Source organism: Agrobacterium sp. GW821-FHT14E08 (assembly GCF_058803865.1).
The window spans coordinates 541,962-562,534 of record NZ_JBXAPJ010000003.1 but is presented as its reverse complement, the minus strand read 5'-3'; the positions used below and the strand labels follow the sequence as shown (position 1 = coordinate 562,534).

16 protein-coding genes are annotated in these 20,573 nt (G+C 59.8%); 3 read left to right on the top strand and 13 right to left on the bottom strand.

Annotated features, from left to right (window positions below; genetic code table 11):
• Positions 1 to 4: 4 nt before the first annotated feature.
• Both AC1ROR_RS15315 and AC1ROR_RS15310 read right to left on the bottom strand, forming a co-directional pair.
• Complete coding sequence (locus AC1ROR_RS15315; RefSeq protein WP_498589916.1) at positions 5 to 886, bottom strand: ABC transporter permease; 882 nt, start codon at positions 884 to 886, stop codon at positions 5 to 7.
• Entirely contained in the window at positions 886 to 1,914 is a 1,029-nt protein-coding gene (locus AC1ROR_RS15310) for an ABC transporter permease (protein WP_498589915.1), read from the bottom strand. The genes AC1ROR_RS15315 and AC1ROR_RS15310 overlap by 1 nt, the downstream gene beginning before the upstream one ends.
• A gap of 136 nt (positions 1,915 to 2,050) precedes the next feature.
• Between AC1ROR_RS15310 and AC1ROR_RS15305 the strand changes: the two genes are divergently transcribed.
• Entirely contained in the window at positions 2,051 to 4,402 is a 2,352-nt protein-coding gene (locus AC1ROR_RS15305) for a helix-turn-helix transcriptional regulator (RefSeq protein WP_498589914.1), read from the top strand.
• 3 nt (positions 4,403 to 4,405) lie between these two features.
• Here AC1ROR_RS15305 and AC1ROR_RS15300 read toward each other — a convergent pair whose 3' ends face one another.
• The 5 genes from AC1ROR_RS15300 to AC1ROR_RS15280 are packed head-to-tail and all read right to left on the bottom strand — an operon-like array spanning position 4,406 to position 10,017.
• Positions 4,406 to 5,116 (bottom strand): ribonuclease activity regulator RraA, encoded by a 711-nt coding sequence (locus tag AC1ROR_RS15300; protein ID WP_498589913.1) that lies wholly within the window; start codon positions 5,114 to 5,116, stop codon positions 4,406 to 4,408.
• A gap of 37 nt (positions 5,117 to 5,153) precedes the next feature.
• On the bottom strand, positions 5,154 to 6,878 hold the full coding sequence (gene araD / locus AC1ROR_RS15295; protein ID WP_498589912.1) for an L-arabinonate dehydratase: 1,725 nt from the start codon (positions 6,876 to 6,878) through the stop codon (positions 5,154 to 5,156).
• A 1-nt stretch (position 6,879) separates the two neighbouring features.
• Positions 6,880 to 7,959 carry a Gfo/Idh/MocA family protein gene (locus AC1ROR_RS15290; protein WP_498589911.1) on the bottom strand — a complete coding sequence of 360 codons (1,080 nt, stop codon included), beginning with the start codon at positions 7,957 to 7,959 and terminating at the stop codon, positions 6,880 to 6,882.
• Entirely contained in the window at positions 7,956 to 8,972 is a 1,017-nt protein-coding gene (locus AC1ROR_RS15285; RefSeq protein WP_498589910.1) for a Gfo/Idh/MocA family protein, read from the bottom strand. The genes AC1ROR_RS15290 and AC1ROR_RS15285 overlap by 4 nt, the downstream gene beginning before the upstream one ends.
• Positions 8,965 to 10,017, bottom strand: coding sequence for a Gfo/Idh/MocA family protein (locus AC1ROR_RS15280; RefSeq protein WP_498589909.1), 1,053 nt, complete (start codon positions 10,015 to 10,017; stop codon positions 8,965 to 8,967). Before AC1ROR_RS15280 ends, AC1ROR_RS15285 begins: the two co-directional genes overlap by 8 nt.
• A gap of 117 nt (positions 10,018 to 10,134) precedes the next feature.
• Here AC1ROR_RS15280 and AC1ROR_RS15275 point away from each other — a divergent pair, with 117 nt between their 5' ends.
• The gene (locus tag AC1ROR_RS15275) at positions 10,135 to 10,848 is read left to right on the top strand and encodes a GntR family transcriptional regulator (RefSeq protein WP_035221072.1); all 714 of its coding nucleotides are present in this window, start codon (positions 10,135 to 10,137) and stop codon (positions 10,846 to 10,848) included.
• Positions 10,849 to 10,904: 56 nt separating this feature from the next.
• Entirely contained in the window at positions 10,905 to 11,801 is an 897-nt protein-coding gene (locus AC1ROR_RS15270) for an SMP-30/gluconolactonase/LRE family protein (protein ID WP_498589908.1), read from the top strand.
• Between the two features lie 24 nt (positions 11,802 to 11,825).
• On the opposite strand, the gene AC1ROR_RS15265 is transcribed toward AC1ROR_RS15270, so the two are convergent.
• From AC1ROR_RS15265 to AC1ROR_RS15240, 6 genes are all read right to left on the bottom strand, one after another.
• Positions 11,826 to 13,139, bottom strand: coding sequence for an HlyD family type I secretion periplasmic adaptor subunit (locus tag AC1ROR_RS15265; RefSeq protein WP_498589907.1), 1,314 nt, complete (start codon positions 13,137 to 13,139; stop codon positions 11,826 to 11,828).
• Complete coding sequence (locus AC1ROR_RS15260; RefSeq protein WP_498589906.1) at positions 13,126 to 14,961, bottom strand: type I secretion system permease/ATPase; 1,836 nt, start codon at positions 14,959 to 14,961, stop codon at positions 13,126 to 13,128. The genes AC1ROR_RS15265 and AC1ROR_RS15260 overlap by 14 nt, the downstream gene beginning before the upstream one ends.
• Positions 14,962 to 14,975: 14 nt before the next feature.
• A complete protein-coding gene (locus tag AC1ROR_RS15255) occupies positions 14,976 to 15,731 on the bottom strand; it encodes a hypothetical protein (RefSeq protein ID WP_498589905.1) in 756 nt (251 codons plus the stop codon).
• A 103-nt stretch (positions 15,732 to 15,834) separates the two neighbouring features.
• Entirely contained in the window at positions 15,835 to 18,669 is a 2,835-nt protein-coding gene (locus tag AC1ROR_RS15250; RefSeq protein WP_498589904.1) for a TonB-dependent receptor, read from the bottom strand.
• A gap of 149 nt (positions 18,670 to 18,818) precedes the next feature.
• A complete protein-coding gene (locus AC1ROR_RS15245) occupies positions 18,819 to 19,814 on the bottom strand; it encodes a FecR family protein (RefSeq protein ID WP_498589903.1) in 996 nt (331 codons plus the stop codon).
• Between the two features lie 111 nt (positions 19,815 to 19,925).
• Positions 19,926 to 20,426 (bottom strand): RNA polymerase sigma factor, encoded by a 501-nt coding sequence (locus tag AC1ROR_RS15240; RefSeq protein ID WP_020813249.1) that lies wholly within the window; start codon positions 20,424 to 20,426, stop codon positions 19,926 to 19,928.
• Positions 20,427 to 20,573 lie beyond the last annotated feature (147 nt).

Sequence of the window (20,573 nt, the reverse complement as noted above, 5' to 3'; positions counted from 1 at the left end):
GGCCTTAGCTTTCCACGTCGAACATGTCACGCAGGCCGTCGCCCAGCAGGTTGAAACCCAGCGTCACGTAAAGCACGGCCACACCGGGGCAGAGCACTTCCCACCAGAAATCCGGCATGAACTGGCGCCCGTCGGCAACCATCGATCCAAGGTCGGGGGTCGGCGGTTTGACGCCGAAACCGAGGAAGCTCAGCGTCGCACCGAACAGGATGACGAAGGCGGCATCCAGCGTGGTCTTGACCGATATGACGGAGACGCAATTGGGCAGGATTTCGCGAAAGAGGATGTGCAGCGGGCCGGCGCCGGCAAGACGCGCCGCCTCGATATAGTCTTCCGAAGCGATGGACTTCGATACCGAATAGATCAGCCGCGCATGCCAGGTCCACCATAGCAGCGTGATCGCGATCATGGCGTTCATCAGCGTCGGTTCCAGCAGGTTGGAGACCGCCAGCGCCATGACAAGCGGCGGCATGGCCAGCATCACATTCGTCAGGCCGCTGATGAGCTTTTCAGTCCAGCCACCGAAATAACCGGCGATGAGGCCAAGCACGGTTCCGACCGGCACCGAAATGCCGAGCACGCCGATGACGAGAAGCAGCGAGACCCGCAGCCCAAAGATGGTACGCGAAAAGATATCGCGGCCGGCCTTGTCGGTGCCGAACCAGTGCTCCAGATCCGGCGGCATGTGGCGGGCACGAAAATCAACGACCGCGCCGATATGTTTGGGATAGGGCGTGAGCCATGGCGCGAAGACCGCCAGCACCAGCACCGACAGGAGGATCAGCGAACCGATGACCGCCGCCGGATTGCGGCTGAAGCGATACCACATCATGTAACCAGCGCTTAGGCCGCGATCGGTGGGTTCGAGCATTTTCATATCAGCCATCAGCGAGCCTCCTTGCGGCGCAGGCGCGGGTCGATGATCGAGATCAGGACATCCACGATCAGGTTCGCAACGATGAAGAACAGGCCGGCGACCAGCACCACGGCGGTCACGGCATTGAGGTCTTTCTGCAGGATGGCGTTCAGCCCGTAGGAGGCGAAACCGCCCCAAGCGAAGACCATCTCGATGACGAAGGCATTGCCGATCAAGGACGCGAATTCGAGACCCATGATCGTCAGCGGCGCGATGGAAGAGAGCTTCAGCAAGTAACGGAAGATGATGACCCGCTCCGGCACGCCGAAGCTTTGCAGGGTCAGCACATGGTCCTTGCGCTGGTTCTCGATCATCGAGGAGCGGGTGATGCGGGTGATCTGGCCGATGCCTGCCATGGAAAGCGCAAATGCCGGCAGTGCGAGATGCTTCAGCGCATCGAGCACCACATCGAAACGTCCGGCCAGCGTGCCGTCGATCAGGATGAAGCCCGTCGGGCCGCCCTGCCAGCCAAGCCCGTGGTCGAACCTGCCGATGATCGGCCAGCCGGAGAGAAACCGGGCGGCCAGCAATTGCAGTGTGATGGCGAAAAGAAAGCTCGGGATCGTGACCCCGGTGAGCGACAGGATGCGGCCGATATGGTCCAGCGGGCGGTCGCGATAATGTGCCGTGATGACGCCGAGCGGGATGGCGACGGCAAACATGAAGATGACCGAGACAAGTACCAGTTCCACGGTAGCCGGAACGGTCTGCGCCAGATCGGTAGTCACCGGGCGTTGCGACACCAGCGAGAAACCAAGATCGCCGTGCAGGGCATTGCCGATATAGTCGAGATATTGGACGGCGAGCGGCTTATCGAGACCCATCTCGCCGCGCAGCGCATCCACCTGCTCCTGTGTTGCCGCAGGACCGAGCGCCATGCGGGCGGGATCGCCTGGCACCACGCGGGCCAGCACGAAAATCATGATGGACAGGGCGATCATGACCAGCACGAAGGTGCCGAGCCTGTTCAAAATCGCGACCAGCGGATGTTGCTGCATCGGTGGAACGTTCCTTGTGCATCGGTTGCGTGAGCACAAGTTTTCACCACATGTCCGTTTGAACAATTGCCGAAAGGTATAGTTTTTTGAAAGATGAGTATAGGTTTTTAGGCTTAAATCCCCTATGCCTTTGCGAATGACGCTCCTGCCTCGCACCCGCCTCTGCCGCCGCATCGCCAGCGAAACCGCCAGCGTGGTCTTTCTGCGCGCACCTGCGGGTGCGGGAAAAAGCGTGCTGTTGGAAATGCTTGCAAAAGAGCTCGAAACGCCGGTGTGCCGCACGCACCAGCCGCGAAGCGACGAGATCGAAAATGGCTGTCTCCTTTGGGACGTGCCGGTTTTCGCACGGGCAGCGCGCATGCCGGCCGCCATTCTGGAGACGGTGCGCTTGGTGGTCATCGCCTGCCGGCCGGATCAGCGGATCAGCGGGCTGGCCCGGCAAATCCTGCATCGCGGCTCGCTTACCATCGGGCCGAATGAACTGCTTCTTGGCGAGGATGAGGTGGAGGACCTGCCATCTGAGCAGAAACGTCTCGCCCTTCACGACTATGCGGGTTGGCCGGCTTTTCTGTCACTGGCGCGTTTTCCGAATGAAACGCTGTGTGCCAACTATCTGCGGGAAAACTACCTGCCGCATCTTTCTCCCGCCCAGACGGTTGAACTTTCGTTCTGGCTGGAAAATCCCTCTGCGGAACCCGAGGCGGACTGGACCGAACTGCTGCCGCCTTTCCTAACCGGAAATCCCGAAAATCACCCGACTCTGATACGGCTTCTGAGCGTGGCTGCGCGGGAACGTCTTGCTACCCTGCAGGCCGGCAGCGCCGTGGTAGAGGTCGCATCGGCTTTCGAAAAGGAAGGGCGGGCGCTTGCGGCCATGGCGATGCTGCTCGACCGTGGTTATGAGACCCATGCCGCGCAAATCCTGGAACGCGCCCATGGCCGCGAACTCATCTACAGGAGCAGCGTCGACAGGTTTCGCGAGATCATCATGCGGTTTTCGCAGGATATGATCGCAACGAATGAAACCGTGCTCTTCGCCGTTACCCGCGCCCTGCTGAAACAGGGGGAATTGCAGCGCGTGCGCCATCTGCTGGGCAAAAGCCTCGGATCGGACTACCTCGATCCGCTGAAGGTGCTTGCCCGTGGCTCACGCTTTTCCTTCGCCGCCCGCACGTTCCGATTGAACCTGATGATTGCCGAGGACCTGACCCCCAATGACGCGGTAATCACGCGTCTGGGGGAATTCATGGCCGACTATCCCATGAACGATCACGGCAAATGGGCGGCCTATTATAATGCACTGCTGGAATTCGAAATCCGCCGCCGCAATTTCCGCGAGGCGGAGGCGGCCGCCGCACGCGCTCTGATCTATCTGCGCAAGATGGGCGGTCAGCCGCTGCTCGAATTTTTCATCCATCTGCACCAGATCGTGCTGCGGCTGATGAGCGGCGATGTGCTTCTAGCCCGTCGAGCGGCGCAGGAGGCGCGCACACGGCTGGAACAGGTGCCGCATGATGCTGCGCAGGAGTTCCGGATGTTGCGGCTGGCGGAAGCCTGTCTTACCTATGAGGCGGGAAAGCCGCGCGACCTGCTGCATTTCGTCGAACATGAATTCGATCATTTCGCTGCGGCCGAGATATGGCCGAGCCTGATGCAGTTTGCCCTGTTTTACGCCTCGCAGGTGTTGATCGACCATTTTCCCATGACCGTTCGACCGGGCTTTCTCGACGGCCTGTGGATCCACCTTTCAGAAGGGCTGCAATTCCATGCGATGATGGAGATCAGGACGGCTCTTGCCTATCAGAACGCCAACCGCTGGGCGGATGCGGCCGCGACGCTTTCCGCGATCCGCATGCCCATGGGCCGCAACTGGGTGGAGAGCGCGCATGAGGATCTTTCCCGACTGATGCGCCGCGATGAGATCGCCTATGTCATGGCCTGGCTGCGCGATTCGGTGCATCTTTTCACGCCGCGCGCCTATCTCTCCCGCCAGATCGACGCGATGATCGCCAATCCCAAGGTCACCAACCGCGAAAAGGTCGCGCTGAGAATCTGGCAGAGCTATGCCGCGCATCAGCGCCGCGACAATGCCGCCGCCCGCGCCCACATCCTCACGGCCCTTGAATCGGCGACCCGCCTTGGCTGCAGCGGCGTTCTGTCGGAGGAGCGCATCTTCCTGTCGCCGCTTCTGAACAATCGCCGCATCCGCAGCTTCATCGAAACCTCGTCCGATGTCCGCACCGCGCTGTCGATTTTCGCCGCTTCCGTGAATTCACCGCAGGCGCGTGCCCTGCATGGCGGGCTTTCGCAGCGGGAAGCGCAGATGCTGCAACTGCTCGCCAGCGGTATGTCGAACAAGAAGATCGCCCAGACGCTTAATATCTCGGAGGTGACGGTGAAGTTTCATCTCGGCAACCTGTTCCGCAAGCTGGATTGCAAACGCCGCGCGGAGGCGATCCGCGCGGCGAAAGCACTGGGCTGGCTGTAAGGTTCAGCGGTTGTTCTTCTTGCGCCATTCGGCAAAAGCCGTCTGGTGCTCCTCCTTGGTGCAGGGGTAAAGCCCGATGATCGACTGACCCGCCTTGACCTGCTCCACCACGAAATCCTCATAAGCCGTCATTTCCACCGCCTCGGTGGCAATCTCGTCGGCAATGCCGGCGGGAATGACGATGACGCAATCCGCATCACCGACGATGATGTCGCCGGGAAAGACCGGCGCGTCGCCGCAGCCGATCGGGCCGTTGATCTCGATCGCCTCGTGTTTGGTCAGATTGGTCGGGCTGGAAGGGCGTGTGTGGTAGGCCGGAATATCCAGCTCGGCAATCGTGGCGGCGTCACGAAAACCGCCATCGGTCACGATGCCCGCGCCGCCGCGAACCATCAGCCGCGTGACCAGAATATCACCGGCCGAGGCGGCGCTCGCATCCTTGCGGCTGTCGATCACCATCACATGGCCCGCCGGGCAGGTTTCAATGGCGACGCGCTGCGGATGGGCGGGATTGCGAAATTCGACGAGCTGGTTGCGGTCCTCGCGGGCGGGCATGTAACGCAACGTAAATGCCGGCCCGACCATATTCGTGCCCTTGTAACCGAGCGGATGTACGCCCTGAATGACCTGGTTTCGCAAGCCGCGCTTATAAAGCGCCGTTGCCAGTGTTGCGACGGAAATCGTCATCAGCTTTTCGCGCGTCTCGTTGTTCATTCAGTATCTCCTGTCATTCTGCTTGATGGCACCTAGCCTAAAAAATATCCGGCTCACCGGCCGAGCGGCCGAAATCGGTCTGCAGGAAGTCGAAATCGCATCCCTGATCGGCCTGGCTCACATGTTTCGAGAAAATGTAGCCATAGCCGCGCTCATAACGCGGCGGCGGTGCCTGCCAGGCGGCCCGGCGGCTGGCGATTTCCTCATCGCTGACCAACATGTCGAGGCGGCGCTGCGGCAGATCGAGCCGCACGATATCGCCTGACTTTAGCAAGGCGAGCGGCCCGCCGATAAAGCTCTCCGGCGCAACATGCAGCACGCAGGCGCCATAAGAAGTGCCGGACATGCGGGCATCGGAGATGCGCAGCATGTCGCGATGGCCTTGTTTGATCAGCGCCTTGGGGATCGGCAGCATGCCCCATTCGGGAAAACCGGGGCCGCCAAGCGGGCCGGCATTGCGCAGCACCAGCACATGATCCGGCGTCACATCGAGATTTTCATCGTCGATCGCCGCCTTCATCTCGGGATAGCTGTCAAAAACCAGTGCCGGACCTTCATGGATGTGAAATTTCGGATCGCAGGCGGCGGGTTTGATGACCGCGCCATCCGGACAGAGATTGCCGCGCAAAACGGCGAGTGAACCTTCCGCATAAACCGGATTGTCGAGCGAACGGATCACATCGTCATTATAAACCTTTGCGCCCTCGAGATTTTCGCCCATGCTGCGGCCCGTTACCGTCAGGGCGGAACAATTGAGCCGGCTTTCAAGCTGCTTCATCAGAGCGCGCAAACCGCCCGCATAATAGAAGTCCTCCATCAGATAGTCCTTGCCGGAGGGGCGGACATTGGCGATGAGCGGCGTGACACGGCCAAGCTCATCCAGATCGTCAAGCGTCAGCGGCACACCGGCGCGGCGCGCCATGGCGATCAAGTGCACGACGGCATTGGTCGAACAGCCGGTCGCCATCGCGACGATGGCGGCATTGCGGAACGCAGCCGCCGTCAGAATGCCGTCCGGGGTCAGATCCTCACCCACCATTTCCACGATACGGCGCCCACAGGCGGCAGACATGCGCTGGTGTTCGGCATCCACCGCCGGAATGGAGGATGCGCCCGGGAGGGTGAGCCCCAGAGCATCGGCAATAGCCGTCATGGTCGATGCGGTGCCCATGGTCATGCAGACGCCAGCGGAACGGGCGATGCCTCCCTGAAGGCCGCGCCATTCCTCGTCGCTGACATTGCCGGCCCGCCTCTCGTCCCAATATTTCCAGGCGTCGGAGCCGGACCCCAGCACCTTGCCGGCATAATTGCCGCGCAGCATCGGCCCGGCCGGCAGATAGATCATCGGCACGCCGGCGGAGATTGCACCCATGACGAGGCCCGGCGTCGTCTTGTCACAACCGCCCATCAGCACCACGCCATCAAGCGGATGAGAGCGGATCATTTCTTCCGTCTCCATCGCCAGCATGTTGCGATAGAGCAGCGATGTCGGCTTGGTAAAACTCTCATCGACCGAAAGCGAAGGCATCTCGACAGGGAAGCCGCCCGCCTGCAAGACACCGCGCTTCACATCCTTCACGCGTTCGGGAAAATGCGCGTGACAGGTGTTCAACTCCGACCAAGTGTTGAGGATGCCGATAACCGGCTTGCCGACAAAATCCTCTTCCGCATAACCGAGCTGCATCATGCGCGAGCGATGACCGAAACTGCGCAGGTCGTCGGGGGCGAACCAGCGGTCGGATCTCAATTTCCTGTCGGTCATATCAGGCTTCCCGCAAAACCGGCGCCTGCGGCGCCCAGCCCTTGTAGAGATCGTCACCGGAAGTCAGCGGCAACCGCACCGGCTGTCCCTGACGCACGGATTTGTAGATGGCGGTGACGAGTTCAATGGACCGCAACCCGTCAGCCACGGTCACTTCATTGCCGCCACGGCCCTCCACCGCATCCGCGATGGCCTCGAGGAAGCCGGCAAAACCATCCAGCCCGGTGCCGACCTTCGCCAGAACCGCGTCGATCTCCTCCTGCGTCGTCGGCGCGCGTGCCGTGAAGCGCCAGGTGTCTTCGGCCGGCGCATAGGGCTTGGTGCCGCTTTCGGCAGTCAGCCCCTCGAAACAGAAACGCAGTCGCGACGTATCATTACCCGCGCCGAGCGTGACGGAGCTTGTGACCAATGCCCCACTCTTCATGCGCAGGCTGATCGCCGCGCAATCTTCGGTCTCGATGGTGTTCACCCTTGTATCGGCAAACGCGAATACTTCCTCGACGGGACCCAGCACATGGCAGATGAGATCATGGGCATGAATGGCATGGCCGAGGGTCGCGCCGCCGCATTCGCCTTTCCACGTGCCGCGCCAAGGAATGGAGTAATAGTCTGCGCCCCGGTTCCAGTGCACTTCGGAACTGGCGACAAAGGCTTTCCCCGCAAGACCGGCATCGATGAGCGCACGCAGCTGCCGCATGGCATGGCCGAAACGATACTGGAAAACCGGGAAGACCTGACGACCGGTGTTCTTCACCGAAAGCAGCAGCGCATTCGCCTCTTCCAGCGAACGCACGAGCGGCTTTTCGCAAATCACATCCTTGCCGGCGGCATGGGCCTGCAGGGCGACCGGAAAATGCAGGTGCGGCGGCAGGCAGATGTCGATCAGCGAGATGCTCTCATCCGCCAGTACCTCATCCAGGCTGGCGGTCACCTTTATCGAGGGATCATCCTCGACAAGCTTGCGCGCCCGCTCCTGGTCGAGATCGCAGATCGCCTTGACCGCATAACGTCCGGGAAGTGCGCGGTACCCCTTCAGATGCAATGCGCCGATGCCGGCGCCGATGATTGCAACGCCGATCATGCCTTTCTCCCTTCGGCCTTTGCCTGCGCATGAAGCGCGAGTTCGCAAACCTTGAACACATGCGCTTGCGGCATGGCGGTTTCAGTGCGGTTGCGGATATCCGCCGACAGGCGGTCGAAATAGGGCAGGCCGGCATCGGAAGCGTCGATATATTCGCAGCGGTCGCCATTGACGAGAATGAGCCGGTCGGTGCCCGGCTTGTTGCCGAGATCGACATATTTCCGGAGCTCGATATAGCCTTCCGTTCCCAGAATGGTCAGGCGGCCATCGCCCCAAGTGGGCAGCGCATCGGGCGTATACCAATCGACGCGGATGTAACCGTGGCCCCGGTCACCGCGCAGCAACACCTCGCCGAAATCCTGCAAACCCGGATCGCCGGGATTGGCGTAGTTCGCCACTGTCGCCGAAACCACTTCCACGTCTGTCGAGCCGGTAAAGAACATGAACTGGTCGATCTGGTGGCTGGCAATATCGGTCAGGATGCCGCCATAGGATTCGCGGTCGAAAAACCAGTCGGCGCGCAGCGCGCGGTTGAGGCGGTGTGGCCCCATGCCGACGGTCTGCACGACCCGGCCAATGGCGCCGGCAGCCACCAGTTCCGTGGCCTTCGTGACGCTCGGCACTTCGAAACGTTCCGAAAAATTGACCGACCAGATGCGTTTGGTCCGGGCAACGGCCTCGCGCAAACGTTCCAGTTGCGCAAGCGTCGTGCATCCCGGCTTGTCCGACATCACATCCTTGCCCGCATCCATGGCACGGATAGCAAGATCGGCTCGGTTCTTCGGAACATCGGCGATCAGGACAAGGTCGATGGTCGGGTCGGCAAGCACGTCTTCAACGCTCTTCATGCGCGGAACATCGGGGAACCGTTTCAGGAAACCTTCCACGACCTCTGGTTCACCCTCCGTCCACCAGCCGGCAAATTCCGCGCCGGCATTCAGCATGTTCTGTGACATGCCAAAAATATGCCGGTGCTCGATACCGAGAGCCGCAAATTTGATCGGTTTACTCATTGCGCAGTTCCACTTCCTTGCCGCCTTCGGCGGATTTGACAATTGCATCGATCAGTCGGTGAGAAAGGAGCGCGGCCTCGCCGGTAACCACCGGATCACGCTCCGAAACGAGGGCATCGACGAAATCCTCAAGGACAGCCTGATGCCATTCATGGGTGAAAGCCATGGGATCGGCGCCACCGCCGGTGCCGGACGCAGCACCGCCAAAAGCCTCGCTGCGCCCGTCCCTCCAGTCCACATGCAGCACTCCGGAAGCGAGTCTCAGACTCGCGTTTTCGAAATGCAGTGTGATGGTTTCCGCCCCGCCGGGAAAACTGGCGGTACTTGCCACCAGTGAGCCTACGGCACCGTTTTCGAAACGCAGCCCGGCAGAGACGAAATCCTCCGTCTCCATCCTGTGGAACCGCGTCGTTGCCGCCATGGCCTGCACCCGCGCGACCGGACCGGCAAGGCTGAGCGCCAGATCGATCGTATGGATCGCCTGCGATATCAGAACGCCGCCGCCATCCCGCTCCCGCGTTCCACGCCCCGGCTCGTCGTAATAGGCCTGGGTGCGCCACCAGGGCACGGAAATCTCGCAGACACCGAGTGCACCAAGGGTGCCGCTGGCAACCAGCTCTTTCGCCTTTCGGGATGCCGCCCGGATACGGTGCTGGAAAACAATGCCGAGCGTGACACCGGCCCTGCGGCAGAAAGCTACAAGTTCCTCGGCTTCCACTGTGCCGCGGGCAACCGGCTTTTCAAGAAGGATATGTTTGCCGGCGCGCGCGAGCGGCTGGACCACGCTTGCGCGGGCGTTCGGCGGTGTCGCAACAATGGCAAAATCCACCTCGGGATCGTCAGCGACCTCCTCAATGGATCGATAGACGGCGACATCATGCCCGACAAGTTTGGATGCCTCCTCTGCAAGGCGCGCCGCCCGCCCGGAGCCGCCATCGACCAGTCCCTTGAGCGTCATTTTATCGGCACAGGCAGCCGCTGCCAGCACATGGGTTCTGGCCACCATTCCCGCACCAACAATGACAAAAGTTTTGCCTGTCCGCATGACCGCGAGCCTCCCAACCCACGCTTGGCGGTAAAAGTGCATACCGGTATGCCGGTTGTCAATAAATTTGCATTCCGGTAAACAGGATTATGAAAATTGCCGGACGCAGGGGGAAAAATGCGAAAAGGCCTGACGACAGAGCGCCCGGCCCCGGAGATGGAGCCACTGGATTTGAACCGTCCCGCGGTGGACCAGATCTATGCCGCGCTGAAGGGCGCCATCCTCGCAAGACAGCTTGCACCGGGCCAGGCCGTTTCGGAAAACGATATCGGCCAGCTTTTTAATTCCAGCCGCACGCCTGTTCGCGAGGCATTGAGCCGTCTTCGCGATGACGGGCTGATCGTTACCCTGCCAAGCCGGGGAACCTATGTTTCAAAACTTTCGGAACAGCAGATCAGAAGCGCTCAATTCATCCGCGAGGCGCTTGAAGTGGCCGCCATTCGCAGGCTTTGCCAGATGGATTTGTCCACCCGGGCGATGCGTGACATCGAACAGGCTCTGGCCGCCCAGCGCCAGGCGATCGTGGACGGCGACAGAAAAGCGTTCCGCCTGCATGACGATCAGTTTCACAGCGCGCTGGCCGCCGCCACCGGCCTTGACCGTCTGGAAACACTGCTGATGCGGGAAAAGGCGGCACTGGACCGGTTGCGAGTGCTCGCCATAACCGATGAGGCCCATATGGCCCGCCTGCTTTCCGAACATGAAGCCGTCTACGACGCGGTCAAAGCCAGGGATGAAGAGCGCGCTGTGGAATGGCTGCGCCAGCATCTGCGACGTGTCCTTGGCATTTTGTCGCAAATATACGAGGCTCACCGCGAATATTTCGACTAGGGCGGAAATCCTGCAAACATCAGACCGGACGAACTGAAATTACAATGGCAGAGATAATGCGGAATTTGGAACAGGCGGAACTGTTCTGCGACGTGATCGGCACGCTTGCGGAATCCCCCGTATGGGACGAACGGCGACAAGCCCTTTTCTGGTGCGATATCGTGGAGAAAAAGCTCCATTCTTTCGCCCCTTCCAGCCGGACATATTGGACATGCACCCTTGCGGATACCGTCTCCTGTCTTGGCCTTTGTGAAAGCGGCAGGCTGATCGTCGCATGTGGAATGCAGATCCTGCTGGTCGATCCTGAAAGCGACACGGTGCAAACACTCGTCACCATACCCGCGCCCGATGCCCTGCCCTGCCGGCTGAACGACGGGCGCGTCGGTCCGGATGGCGCATTCTGGGTCGGCACCATGGATGGCGGGCCGTTCAGCGAGATACGACCGAAAGGTCAATTATGGCGGGTCACCGCAAACGACATACGTCTTATGGAGACGGGGATGACCTGTCCCAACGGCCTCGCCTTTTCCGCCGATGGCGCGGTGATGTGGCATAGCGATTCCGTTCAGCAATGGATTCGCAGGCGACGTTTCGACAAGAGGAGCGGCATTTTCGACGAAGGCCGGATCATCGCCCGGCCGACCGAAGAAGAGGGGCGCCCGGACGGTGGCTGTGTGGATGGTGACGGCAGATACTGGAGCGCCGGCGTTTCCGCTGGAATGCTGAATGTTTACGATGATGACGGCAAGCCATTCGATAAATTCCGGATGCCCGTGCCGCATCCCACCATGTCCTGTTTTGGTGGCGAGGATTTCAGAACCCTGTTCGTCACCTCACACGGAAACAAGATGAGTGAGGAGGCCCGCACGCGCTTTCCGCATTCCGGCGGCGTCTGGGCCATTCCGGCCGATGTTCAGGGTTTTCCGGCCTTCCGTTTTGCGGACGGGGCATAACCTGTCCGTTGTCTGCCTAAAGTTTTAGTCCTCACGGAAAGCGCGGCTGATCTGGTCCGTCAGCGGTTTGGCGATATAGGACAGCGCGGTCCTTTCGCTGGTCTGGATGAAGGCCTCGGCAGGCATGCCCGGCACCAGCGGCGCTTTGTTCAGCTTTTCTCGCTCGGAGACCGGCACTGAAATTCTCGCCAGATAATAGGACAGACCGCTGCGCTGGTCGGTGGTGATATCCGCCGCGATACGGCTGACATGGCCTTCCAGTTCCGGCGTCACGCGCTGGTTGAAGGCGGTCATGCGCAGCATGGCCTTTTGACCGACCTGGATCTGGTCGATATCCTTCGGTACGATCTGCACCTCCAGCGCCAACTCATCCCCGTCAGGTACGATCAGCATGATTGGATCGGCAGGCGTCACCACGCCGCCCACCGTGTGAACCGCCATTTCATGCACCATGCCGGATTGCGGCGCGATGATATCGATACGTTTAAGATCATCCTCGGCGGCGACCTTCCGCTCGACATATTCGCCCATCTGGGCCTGTATCTCGCGAAGCTCCCGCCCGACCTCGGTGCGCAGTTCCTGATCGATCTGGAGAATTTGCAGTTTTGTTTCGGTGATCCGTCCAGCCGTCTGCGCCTGATAGGCGATTTTTTCGCCACGCTCGCCGCCGAAGGTCGCAGCTTGAGTCTGGAGGCTGTTCAGCCGCTGCACGGAGACGATCCCCTGTTCACGCAGGGATTTCTGTGAGGTGATTTCGGCGTCCAGCACGGCAAGGCCGTTATCATAGGCGACTTCCTGCGCCTTCAGCCCTTCGATTTCATGCTCGAACTGGGTGATACGCTCGGCAAGCTGCGCCTTGCGTCCCTCACGGTAAGATTTGCGGAATTCGAACAGCTTGGTTTCGCTGCGCATGGCGGAAGCCACGTCGGGATTGTCCTTACGCGCCACAAGAGCCTGCGGGAAAGTGAGTTCCGCCAGATCGTCGCGCTCGGCCTCCAGCCTTGCCATGCGTGCGCTGAGCTCGTCCAGCCGCTTGGTGACGATGGCGAGATTGGCGCGCGTCTGCGTCGCGTCGAGACGCATGACGACATCGCCGGCCTTCACCCTGCCACCCTCGCTCACCAGAATTTCGCCTACCACACCACCTTTGGGATGCTGCACTTTCTTGCTATAGGAATCCACAACCAGATGCCCGGACGCCACGACCGCACCGGCAAGATTGGTCGTCGCGGCCCACCCGCCGACACCGGCCAGCAGCGCAACACTTGCGGCAAGGCCGGCAAGAAGATGCTTGCGAATGGAGCGGGACACGTGGGTGCGCTGATCAATTTTTGACATCCGCATCTCCTTCCTGATTAGCCTCTTCCAGTACAACCGGCTGAGCCTGGGTATTGGCAACGACACGCAGCGGTGAGACCGTCTGGGCGGATGCGGCAAATCCCTTGACCGCCTGCCCCTGCGGAACGCGCAGCACCTTCGACAGCACCTCGTCGCGCGGGCCGAAGGCTTTCATCCGCCCCTCTTCCATCATCAGAATGAAATCAACCGCACCGATGGCGCTCGGCCGGTGGGCGATAACGACGGCAATGCCCCCCCGCGCCTTGACCGAGGAAATCGCCCTGACCACGGCGGCTTCGCCTTCCGCGTCAAGATTGGCGTTGGGTTCGTCCAACACCACGATGAAGGGATCACCATAAAGTGCACGGGCAAGGCCGATGCGCTGGCGCTGTCCGGCGGAAAGCGCCGAGCCAGCCTCACCGATATCGCTGTCATAACCTTTTTCGAAACGCAGGATCAGTTCGTGCGCACCCGCGGCTTTGGCCGCTGCGATGATGGCTTCGGGATCGGGATTATCCTCGAAACGGGAGATATTTTCCCCGATCGTGCCATCGAACAGCTCCACGCCCTGCGGCAGATAGCCGATATGGCGGCCGAGCGCCTCACGGTCCCACTGATCGAAACTCGCACCGTCCAGCCGTACCTTGCCGGCCACCGGCATCCACGCGCCGGTGAGAATGCGCGACAGGGTGGATTTACCCGAGCCGGAGGGGCCGATGACGCCAAGCGCGTCTCCGGCGGTCACGATGAAACCAAGTCCGGCAACCGTCGGCTTTCTCTCTCCCGGCGGGACGATGGTAACATTTTCGACGCGTAATTCCTTTTCAGGCTTCGGCAGGGCCATCGCGGCGGCATTGGCCGGCATCTGTGCAAAAAGCTCCTTCAGCCGCGCCCAGCTCTGCCGGGCGGCCACGAAGGACTTCCAGTTGGAAATGGCAAGATCGACGGGCGCAAGCGCCCGGCCCATCATGATCGAGCTGGCGATCATCACGCCGCCCGAAGCTTCCTGGTTGATGACGAGCCACGCGCCGACCGCCAGAATGGCCGATTGCAGCACGACCCGCAGGGATTTCGCAATATTGCCGAGACCGCCGGCCACATCTCCCGCCTTGCGATTGGCGGCGAGATAGGCCTCGTTGGAGATTTGCCAGCGCTTTCCTAGCCGGCCGCCGAGCCCCATGGCCTGCACGACTTCGGCATTGCGGCGCGAGGCCTCCAATTGCCTGTTGCGGGCCATATTCTCGACCATGGTGTCGCGGATCGGCTTCTGCGAAAAGATGTTGGTGAGGATCGTGAGGGAAACGAGCAGCACCGCGCCGGCAAGCGCCGTTACGCCGATCCAGAAATGAAACAGAAAACATATGCCGAGATAAAGCGGCATCCACGGCAGATCAAAAAAGGCGGTCGGTCCCGTGCCGGACAGGAAGCCGCGCACATTGTCGAGATCGCGCAGCGGCTGCAGACCGTCACCCGGCATGCGGTTGACGAGCGGAAGACGTACCACCGCATCATGCACCCTGCCGGAATAACGCATGTCGAAGTCCTCGCCGATGCGGATCAGAACGCGGGCACGGATGATATCGAGCAGGCACTGAAAGCCGTAAAGGCCAAGCGCGAGAAGGGCGAGCCCGACCAGCGTCGGCAGGCTGCCACTTGCCAGAACCCGGTCATAAACCTGCAGCATGAAGAGCGGCGACGTGAGCGCGAGTATATTGACCACGCCACTGACGAGCGCAACGCCGAAAAATGTGCTTTTAAGGGGCGAAACAACCGCCGCAGCGAGGGACTGCGGCGGTGTCTGCTGGTGGTTTTGAAAGCCCACAGCCTGATTTTCCTTTACGCGGCAAGCGCCGTTGCGCTGGCGAAAATGAAGTCCGATGCGTCGAGTACGCTGAAATCTACACCAACAAGGGTGATGGTGTCGCCACCAAAGAGGTTTTCAATGACCGCATCTCCGTTTGCATTGTTGCCGATTATGACATCATCAATGCTTCCGGCGCCCCAGGCGGACACGTCCAGCTTGTCTGCTCCGTCCTGATAACCGTAGGTTCCGGTCGGGCCAGCCTTCACCACATCATTGCCGCCGGAGAAAACGAATGTATCTGCGCCAGCAAAACCTGTCAGGGTGTTGGAGGAAGCGGTGTCTTCGATCACAGTGCCGGTAGCCGCAAAATAGTCATAGAAGCCGGCCAGCGAGCCGAAGCGCGCAAGCTGGTAAACGGCGAGATCGAGCAGGTCGCGCGCGCCTGCGAGCGAGTAGGAACCGTCGGGATCGATCAACAGTTCCTGCTGGCTGACGGCAATGCCGCTGGTGGACTGGCTGTAGCCGGTACCCAGAACGATGCTGTCGACCGAACCCGTCAGGTTGCCCTGGGAGTATTGCAGAGCACCGCTCATGACGATGCCCTTGCCGCCGGAGCTGCCATCGCCCCACGCCTCATAGGTCGTGTTCGGATCGATGGTGGTGGTGGCGAGAGAGCTGGTCTGAGCGTCGTAGAACGCACCATAGGTCGAACCGAAACCGCTCGTCCAACCGTTAAGGTAACCGATCAGGTCGGAGGAAGACTGCGTCAGTTGAATTGTGGTAGCCATAGGTGTACTCCTTTGCTGGCCAATAGGGATACCTTTGTCATGTGACGAAGGCGTTTCATCTCCGGGACGGGCTGCAACCCAGCCCGGAGAATTTCTTCCGCGCTCAGAATTTTACGTTCATCGTCGCGATAAAGGTCCGGCCCGGCGCGGTGTAAGCGCTTGTGGCCGGGATGTATTTGCGGTCCGTCAGGTTGTTGACGGCGAAGCGAAGTGTGGCCTTGTCGTTGAAAGCATAGGAACCATAGAGGTCCACCGTCGTGTAGGGATCGGTCACCTCGCGCAGATTGCCCTCCGTATCGAGCGTGCGTGACTGTGTCGGCGTGACATGGTTGAGCCGCGCTCCCAGAGAGAATTTTTCGTCGAAGAAACGCATGCCGCCATCGAGCGTAAACTTAACCTTCGGTGCGACATCGCCTGGCCATGCGATGATCTCGCCACTTGTCGTGGTTGTGCCGTTGGAAAATACCTGTGTTTTGTCCGGCCAGTCAGTCTTCAGCAGCGTTGCCGAGCCGCCGAGCCAGAAGCTACGCGCATCATAATTGCCCTCGAATTCGAGCCCACGCATATAAGTCGTGCCATCGAGATTGACGAAGCTGGTATAGGTGCGGTTCGCGACCTGATCCGTGACGAGATAACCAAGAGCGATATAATCCTTCACCTCACGGCGAAAGGCGGCCATTTTGATACGAATGGAATCGTGGTCCAGCAGCACGCCATCGAAACTGATATTCGCGCCGATTTCATAGGTTGTTGCTTTTTCCGCCCGCAGGGACTGGTTCGGAGCATATTCATAGCCGACCGAATCTCCAGGACGTGCGCCGGCAAAAAAGGCCTCAAGAATTGTCGGCGGTCGCAGGCTCTGGGAATAGCTCACGTAGGGCCGGAACCAGTCAACGGGTTTTAGTTCTATCGTAGCGGATGGCAACCAGGCACTATAGGTACGGTCTATTTCCACGTCATACGAAGGGTACTCCGTCGAAGAAGTCGTGCCAAAATAGGTAGTTCCAGCATCCCGCCACTGGCCGTTGATGATTTCACCCTTAGTAGCAGGCCAAACGTTGTTCAGAGTGTTGCAGGAACTTGCCCTCTGTGCCGCGGTAAAAGTGCGACCACCAAATACACCCGTAGTGCAAATCGCGTATACGCGATCGTAAGTTGCCCGCGAGTATTGCGAAACATAGGTGAGATAATTGTCTATCGCGCCTACAACACGGTTTGAACCCGTCTCAACCGTCACCTGATCGTAGTAAGTCGCCGATCCTTTCAGACGCGACCAGTCATATCGCACGCCGCCGCTTATCACTATCCAGTCCGCGGGCTCAAGTTCACCGTTTAAAAACAGGCTTGCGACATCACGCCGCCCGGGCGGGCTGAAAGCGGTGTAGCTGCTGGCAAAGGCGGGGTTATTCGTAATGGCAGAGCTCGTGGCAACCGACGAGGAAATGTCCCTGAAAGCTTCCGCGCCATAATTCAGGCTGAGCTCACCCGCTTTGGTATCGAAACGGCTGGTGTTTTCGACGCTACCCCCGAAACTCCGCAAACCCATGTCAAGGTTCGTTTCAACGGCATATCCGGGACGCGCCGACCGCAACTCGTGCGTCATATTATCGTTCAGCCACAGCGAGGACTTGAAGTCTATGAGTTCGCTTTCGGGGTCCCAGTCCAACTTGGCAACGATGCTGTCGTTACGCACGCTCTCCCGGTCTATCTGTTCGGCGGCGCCCTGAACGAAATCATTCTGCTGGTGCATCCACGACAGCGACGTCTTCACGTCCCCGAAGTCACCTTCACCCTTGAAAAAACTAGACCAGCCATCCCGGCCGAGCAGGTCCTTCATGGTCAAGGCGGTGCTTCGGGCCTCGCCTCTGGTGCCGATCTTATATTCATCCATGATTGTACGGCTGTAACCGGCAACGAAGGAGAGTGGGCCATCCGGCTCTCGGACAGCAGCCAAAACCGAACCCTGAAAATCGTAACCATTGGTGCCGCGGGAAATATTCACCTCGCCGCCTTTGTTCGCACCCTCAGGGATAATATCTGCAGCGCTGACGGTACGGAACTCGACCTTTCCGCCCAGCGAACCGGCATTGCCGGATGTGGCGCTGGTCATTTTTTCGACCTCGACAGCGCGTATGAAGGCGGCGTCCACATAGGCCTGGCCGTTATTGGCAGAATAAATCGATGCGCCACCGGTGCTGAACCCACGCTGCGCATTCTGCCGCGCGCCATCGATGGAGACGACCACGCGGCCGCTTTCCTGCAAACCGCGCACATTGGGCGAAACGGTCGGGAAGCTGCCATTACCCTCGCCGGCATAAACGCCGGAGACCCGGTTGAAAACATCGCGGGTGTTGCGCACGCCTGCCGACTGGATCGCCTCGCGGCCGACCACACTGACGCTTGCGGGCGTTTCATAAACCCAGTCTGGCGTCCCCTGATAACCGGAGCCGGCAATGGAGTTGCGCCCGGTTTTACCGGTCAAGGTAATGGTTTCGAGAACCGTCGTGCCTTCCGCCTCCGAAAGATCGACGGTCGATACCCCGGTGCCGATGATGACGGTTCTGCCATTTCCGGCGATGCGGAAATTGACGCCCGTTCCCGCCAGCAACCGCGACAGCGCCTCCCGCACCGTGAAACTGCCGGTGACGGCGTTGGTGCGCACATTGCCGGCCGATGGCGTGGCCAGCGTGACCTGAAGGCCGGATTGCCGCCCGAAGGCGCCGACCACGGATGACAGCGACTGGGCAGGAATGTTGAACGGACGCATTGCGCCCTGCTCGTCATTCGGGCGCTGGCTATTGGCGGCATCAGGTCCGGTCTGCGCAAAAACCGGCATCGAGATTGAAACAACGACAGCCGTCGTCGCCAGCAGCATGGCTGTGCGCGCCTGCTTTCCCGCTTTTCTGCCCGAACCGGTTACACGTATATGGAGGCGCATATTGCTTTAGTCTTCCTGTCTTTCATTCCGGAAATATCTTGACCGGATTACTCAACAAAAAGACGATTGCCTCGGCGATTTTTTTCAGGCTTTTTGAGGAAATTTTATAAATTACTGAAAATAAATATGATTTTTTGTTTTCAACTGTTTCAGAAGCGGGTGATGATGCGGGCGCTGCCGCCAATCGCATGCACCTTGCCCCGGTAAGGTTCCACCAAGGCTTCCAACGCGCGGTCGGGGTCGCGAAGATCGTAAAAACCCGTTACCCGCTGCTCGGCCAGCCTTTTGTCCGCCATCGTCAGCCATGCCGGATGATAGCGCTGTATCTGCTCCACGACCGAGCCGATCGTCGCATCCACCACATAAAGCTCACCATTGCGCCAGCCGCCTATATCCTCCACGGACACGCTCTCCTTTCGGATTGCGCCGGAGGCGTCGACAATCAGCATCTCGCCGGGGATGAGCCGTGTAGGCGCCGCATTGCGGAAGGATGCTTCCACCGAGCCATGCGCAAGCGCGACCTGCGTTATGCCATCCGTGAGATCGACATCGAAAGCCGTGCCCAGCACCTGAACGGTGACGTTCTTCGTCTCCACCACGAAGGGTCGTGCGCTATCCGGCACGACATCAAAAAAGGCTTCGCCCTTCAGCACTTTCACATTACGGCGGCCATCGGTAAAATCGGTGGAAAGCGCACTCGCAGCGGCAAGTTGCACCCTGCTGCCGTCTTCAAGGATTATCGTGCGGCTTTCAGCCGTACTGGTCTGATAATCCGCCTCGATACGGACGAAAAAAGCAGGTACGAAAAACACGGCAAGACAGAGCGACGCCGCAGCCATGGCCATGCCGGCATAGTGGCGAACGGAGAATCGTCGCCGCGGCAGCTGTTTTTCGGCCTTGGCCGGCAGGTGGGGCGCATCTTCCCAGAGGTTCTTGAAAGCCGGTTCAACCAGACCGAGGTTGCGCCATGTCTTGCATGTCCGCTCCCAGGCAAGACGGTTTGCCGGCGAGGCAACCAGCCATCGATCAAACTCCGCCTTCAGCCGCGGCTCCACCGATCCCGCCTGCAGGCGTATCAGCCAGTCAGCCGCCTCTTCCGCCTTCCCGTCAGGCAATTCTATTTTCCTATCTGGATCAATGGTCATTGAACCGGGCCAGTTCCTTTGCGAGGCAGAAAAGCCGCCTCGTCTTCCGCGTTGTTATATAGACGTTTAACGGAAAGTTTTTTTTCACATAATGGGACAATCAGGGCAATTTCACTTCATTTCTCTGGTAATCGCGGCAATGCTACCCTTGATCAGGCGGTGAGCGCTAGCCACGGACACGCCAAGGTGACGAGCGATCTCCTCCATATTGTAACCACCGAATCTGTGCATTTCCAATGCCACGCGCGCCTGAACCGGCAGGGTCTCCAGAATTGTCTGCATCTGCCGAACTTCATCGCAGAACAGCGCATGCTCTTCCGGCGTACCATGATCCTGCGGCACGCCCCAGAAGGGGGTGTCATCCGGTCGCTCCCGCAGGTCTTGCCGGTTGCGCCGGCGGTTGTCGAGCGCAAGATTGCGAACGATGCGAAAAAGATAGGATTTGAGGTTGGAGGGATTGCCGGAGGCTTCCGGCACGAATTTCAGGAATGCTTCCTGAACCACGTCCTCCGCATCCGCCCGCGACCCTAAAATCAGGGTGGCGTATTTGATCAGGTCGACCCTATGCGCGACGTAAGCGTTATAACGCTTGTCATCTTCCCGTATGCCCATGTCTCAACCGAGAGAAATCTGAAGGATCAACGACACTGCCGGCCCCAAAATGACAACGCAGTTTTCCGCCCAAACCTCTAGCATTCAAACTGCGGATCGAACAGATATTTCATGACTATAATTATCAAGAATTTGTGCGAGCTTAAC

Excerpts from the sequence above, each read along its gene's own strand:
- AC1ROR_RS15285 (WP_498589910.1), bottom strand. The coding sequence starts at position 8,972 with ATGAGTAAACCGATCAAATTTGCGGCTCTCGGTATCGAGCACCGGCAT.
- AC1ROR_RS15250 (WP_498589904.1), bottom strand. The coding sequence starts at position 18,669 with ATGCGCCTCCATATACGTGTAACCGGTTCGGGCAGAAAAGCGGGAAAG.
- AC1ROR_RS15255 (WP_498589905.1), bottom strand. The coding sequence starts at position 15,731 with ATGGCTACCACAATTCAACTGACGCAGTCTTCCTCCGACCTGATCGGT.
- AC1ROR_RS15305 (WP_498589914.1), top strand. The coding sequence starts at position 2,051 with ATGACGCTCCTGCCTCGCACCCGCCTCTGCCGCCGCATCGCCAGCGAA.
- AC1ROR_RS15265 (WP_498589907.1), bottom strand. The coding sequence starts at position 13,139 with ATGTCAAAAATTGATCAGCGCACCCACGTGTCCCGCTCCATTCGCAAG.
- AC1ROR_RS15315 (WP_498589916.1), bottom strand. The coding sequence starts at position 886 with ATGGCTGATATGAAAATGCTCGAACCCACCGATCGCGGCCTAAGCGCT.
- AC1ROR_RS15245 (WP_498589903.1), bottom strand. The coding sequence starts at position 19,814 with ATGACCATTGATCCAGATAGGAAAATAGAATTGCCTGACGGGAAGGCG.
- AC1ROR_RS15310 (WP_498589915.1), bottom strand. The coding sequence starts at position 1,914 with ATGCAGCAACATCCGCTGGTCGCGATTTTGAACAGGCTCGGCACCTTC.
- AC1ROR_RS15270 (WP_498589908.1), top strand. The coding sequence starts at position 10,905 with ATGCGGAATTTGGAACAGGCGGAACTGTTCTGCGACGTGATCGGCACG.
- araD (WP_498589912.1), bottom strand. The coding sequence starts at position 6,878 with ATGACCGACAGGAAATTGAGATCCGACCGCTGGTTCGCCCCCGACGAC.
- AC1ROR_RS15300 (WP_498589913.1), bottom strand. The coding sequence starts at position 5,116 with ATGAACAACGAGACGCGCGAAAAGCTGATGACGATTTCCGTCGCAACA.
- AC1ROR_RS15290 (WP_498589911.1), bottom strand. The coding sequence starts at position 7,959 with ATGATCGGCGTTGCAATCATCGGCGCCGGCATCGGCGCATTGCATCTG.
- AC1ROR_RS15275 (WP_035221072.1), top strand. The coding sequence starts at position 10,135 with ATGCGAAAAGGCCTGACGACAGAGCGCCCGGCCCCGGAGATGGAGCCA.
- AC1ROR_RS15240 (WP_020813249.1), bottom strand. The coding sequence starts at position 20,426 with ATGGGCATACGGGAAGATGACAAGCGTTATAACGCTTACGTCGCGCAT.
- AC1ROR_RS15280 (WP_498589909.1), bottom strand. The coding sequence starts at position 10,017 with ATGCGGACAGGCAAAACTTTTGTCATTGTTGGTGCGGGAATGGTGGCC.